The sequence below is a fragment of the Acidithiobacillus sp. TH-A36 genome, assembly GCF_057473445.1.
Map to the genome: position 1 here is coordinate 1 of NZ_JBYCKP010000330.1, position 3,985 is coordinate 3,985.

The window sequence follows — 3,985 nt, forward strand, 5'->3', positions numbered from 1 at the left end:
AGACCGATGGTTTTTTTGCAGCAACCGGACAGGATGCCAAAGGCGACCCCCTGAGCCGTGTTGTCCCCTTTTAATTCGTGCAGTTCATCAAACAGGGCCACATCAAACCAGCCCCTACGCATTTTGCGTTTGATGTATTCGACGGGCGCATAGTTACCGTCTCCCACCGTAAAGCCGGTACGGTCCAAATAGGACCGCACTTTTTTGATGGCCGCAGGCTTCAGTAATTGCGCCAGGGCTGGGTGAATATCGCCATTGGATAAGTCACGAAGAATATGGCGGACCGTCTGCCCGTCATGGGTCATCAACTTTTGGATGGTGACTTTGCCCAATCCGGGTAGCGCAGAAAGCGCCGTGGACAAGGTTTCTTCGGGAGACTTCTGATGCAGGCGGGTGGCCTTCCAGAGGGCAGCACCGCAGCCTTGGGTGACCTTGTACGGATCGGAGGGATAAAGGACATGCTGACAGGTTCGCCTTTTGCTGAGCCAAGCCTCGTCTGCATGACAAAAAGATTGCGCAGGGCCAGCTTCTCCGTCCGCATTCCCGGAATAGAGCGTCATGTCCCCGATGCTGCTTTCTTTGTCTTTGTCCTCTTTGGGTGCCGGCATCATCACAGCACCCCCACAATCGGGGCAGTAATGATGGGTGTGATACCATCCGCCGTTCCCTTTTTTCCGGTGGATGAGGGTCGCAGTCTCTATCCGGTAAGACATCCGCAATCGAACCCGACCGATAATCCAGAACTCTGGGATTTTGGGCGGGCCGGGGTTTTTCTGATAGGCCTTTTCGAGGACTTCAATAGCTCCTGCATGATTGATTTTATGCACGACGACTTGGGGGAAGGTAATCTCCAATTCGCGTGCCCATTTGCCGACGAGGTGAGGTGGCACCACGACGATGACGCGTTGTGGTCTTTCTCCCATCATGGCAATAGTGGAGCCGCAGAGCGTTTTGCCCGTACCCATGTCCTGAGACAGAACGATGGTCTTGGCTTGCTCTTCGTAAAGATGCACGGATCCGGCCTCAATGACCTCCCGTTGTGCCGGGAAAGGTTGCCGCAACATCCCGATACTATCCAGACGGGCGGCTATATGGGCATGCTGAGGATCGCCGTGCTGATATTCCGGGTCGAGAAAGTTTTTGGCTTTCTCAAAGAGTTGACCCGAAAATCGGCCCATGAATTCGGTCATGGGCATTTCCTGGACATGAAAATCCATAAAAGGACTCCTTTCGTTAGGCAGCGATACGTTTGCTGCGTAAAAGAAACTGTACGGCAGAAGCCATATCGTCATCGCTGACATGGAGGGAAAACCCGCCCCATTGGGTGTTGCCAATGACAAAATCAATGGGGATGATGCGTTCCTGTCCGGAAGCCTTGGCACCGTTTTGTGCGCACAACTCATCAATGGCGGACACATCCCGAAGGATCTGGATGATGGGTTTTTTCCAGGCATCCAGAACCGGAACAGGAGACTGCCGCAGGGTGTTCCAGAGTAAATCTTCTGTATTATCCTGTTCGCCATACCAGAAAACGGTTTTTATTTCGGACAGCATTTTGTTTTCTGCGTCCTTTTCGTCCTTTTTGTCCTGCTCTTCGTTGTGGATCTGAAGATGCTGGTTGGGGATGATGAGGGTTTTGAGAATGCCATCAGAAAGGGTGCCTTTCTTCCCCATATAGCGTTGGGGACCGATGGAAAAAAACAGATTTTTCTCATATCGAATGGCGTCCCCTTTGTGAATGGAGGGCAGCGCATAGTCCATGGCACTGCGCCGACCAATAAGGCTGGCTACGGTGAAGTAACGTTTTCCGGAGAGCGTGGTGACGCCCAGGGCATCACAAAACAATTTTTCTCCAGAGATTTCCACTTGATCTAATGCCTGATTCATCATGAAATCCTTATTAACTGAAAATTGGAGAGGTCCCACGCCAGAATCTGCGTAATATGCTTACGAACACTGGTGGTGACCGTTTTTTTCTGGGTTTCTTCGGGTTCCGCGCCTTCCAATACTTCCATAACGGTTTGCACAGTGCCTCGGACCAGAAAGCGTCCCTGTTCATCTTCCAGGTGCCCATCCAATCCACCAGATGCCAACAGCGCAGGAATATGTCCATCGCGTAACTGCCGTACAGAACGCAATTTTTGAGAAAGAGCATTCTGTGTCTGGAGGAATTGTTGCACCTCCTTGTCAAACTGTGGATTTTTCGCCAGCACCATTTCGACGTATTCCTTGGTCAGATGGTTTATCCGGAAAGTATCCGGTGTCCGGCCATCGGGGATGAGGAAAGGGGTGGCTAAAGGTTCTTTGGGCAGGGCTGGCAGCTCGGCGTCTGGAGTCAGCAGGAGATTACGCAGATCAATGTCTGGGTCCAATGCTTTCCCGGCTTCGCTTTTTTTGCGATACCCAATCACCACGATTTGTTTGAATTTATCCGTATCCGCACGGTAGACCAGCGTCGTTCCTTTTTGCAGATAGTTGGAAAAAAACTCCGCCATACGCGGGGCATCCCGATAAAACAGATAGTCCGGGAGTACGGCGACGAGGACGCCGCCGGGTATTAAACGACTGGCATGGGCTTCCCAGAACAATTGTTCCAGGCGCAGCCGCTTGTCTTTGACTTTGACCCAATCATAAGGGGGGTTGAAGAAAAGCAGACTGGCCCAGCTTGATGAGGCGACCAAATACAAGGCGTCTCCATGCAAGACATTTTGCAGGATGGCAGCGGATTTTTTGAATCGCTCACCCGCTATTTCGACGCCGTATGTGGTGCATTCATCTTCTCCAAGATATTTTTGGAGGTCGGATGCGACAATACCCTCGCCGCAGCAGGGGTCAAAAAGAACAGCCTTATCGCCCTGGAGGGCTAAGGTATGGCAAATGCCTTGGGTTGTGGAATCATCGGTGCGGTAATAACCGCGCGCGATTTTATTGTGATTCTGGCGTTCGCCAGAGCTCAATGTAGAAAACATATTGGATTCTCCCATGGGAATGCGAGTCAGAATCCCGGTTGGCGTGCCGGGTCACGGTGCAAAACACAAAAACTCTGGGAGGTTTGAAACGTCATGCTTGAGCCAAACATCCTGCATGGGGAGCCGGATGTTTGGCTCAGGCATTACCTGAAAAGAGGAGGGCCGGGATCAAATTGATCCCGGGCAAATGGTAAAGAGAACGATTAGGCAGCGAGCATGCGCTGAACTTCTGTCTGGATACGCTGGGCATCCAGCGCCACATAGCGGTTGGGTGCATTCACGGGTAGTACCGTGAATTTACCGGTTCGGTCTGGAAGACGGGGTTGCAGGTAGCAAATAACGCCGTCCGCACGCTGGCTACTGATGGGTGAATGCGTAATAGTGACCAGGACACCTTTTTCGACGCCGTGGATGTGTAGGTAGACGTCACCCCCTACAGCGATGCCGCCTTCATTTTTTTTGACCCGGCAATCCAGGTCAGGGAACCCCTTGGCGACAGTACGCAGCAAGGCGGCTGACTTGTTCAGGAAATTCTTTTTGTTGCTGTAATCGTAGGCCAGTTGACCGAAATTTTCTGGGTACATAAATAGCTCCTAATAATAAGCAATGGATGGTGTTTAGGCGGCTTCTGCTTCTGATTCAGGAATCAAAAATCCGCCAGAACAGCCGTAGGCCCGGACATATCGGCTATTTAAACAGTCGAATTGGTAGGCCAGAGAATTAACTGCTTCGCCGAAGGTCATGTTGAGTTCTGGTATCTGCCGGGGTGTCATGGTGAACACCTCTGCTGGATTTTCAGGTTGTGGAATTCCATGGAGATTGCTGGGCAATCTCTGCCACAAATAAACCACTGATCGCTTCAGGAGATCTTCTGAATAGCCGCGATCGGAAAAAACATACATGGCAGACCCAAATAGCTCATTCCACGGAGATTCTTGGTACTCGTAGCTATCCGTCATGCCGTCAAAATTACCCGCTTTGAAAGCATTGATGATTTCATTTACTTGCGGGACAGT

At 51.2% G+C, this 3,985-nt stretch carries 5 protein-coding genes; all 5 read right to left on the reverse strand.

From position 1 onward, the window contains the following. Positions 1 to 1,217, reverse strand: a 1,217-nt coding sequence (locus tag AC2VLY_RS08855; RefSeq protein ID WP_486922123.1) for a hypothetical protein, incomplete at its 3' end; no start/stop codon positions are given. 16 nt (positions 1,218 to 1,233) lie between these two features. After that, complete coding sequence (locus AC2VLY_RS08860) at positions 1,234 to 1,890, reverse strand: hypothetical protein (RefSeq protein ID WP_486893471.1); 657 nt, start codon at positions 1,888 to 1,890, stop codon at positions 1,234 to 1,236. Then, positions 1,887 to 2,969, reverse strand: a complete 1,083-nt coding sequence (locus AC2VLY_RS08865; RefSeq protein ID WP_486922124.1) for a DUF6094 domain-containing protein — start codon at positions 2,967 to 2,969, stop codon at positions 1,887 to 1,889. Before AC2VLY_RS08865 ends, AC2VLY_RS08860 begins: the two co-directional genes overlap by 4 nt. A gap of 203 nt (positions 2,970 to 3,172) precedes the next feature. After that, positions 3,173 to 3,553: a hypothetical protein gene (locus tag AC2VLY_RS08870; protein WP_486893473.1), complete on the reverse strand. Its 381-nt coding sequence runs from the start codon at positions 3,551 to 3,553 to the stop codon at positions 3,173 to 3,175. A gap of 33 nt (positions 3,554 to 3,586) precedes the next feature. Beyond that, positions 3,587 to 3,985, reverse strand: a 399-nt coding sequence (locus AC2VLY_RS08875; RefSeq protein ID WP_486922125.1) for a hypothetical protein, incomplete at its 5' end; no start/stop codon positions are given.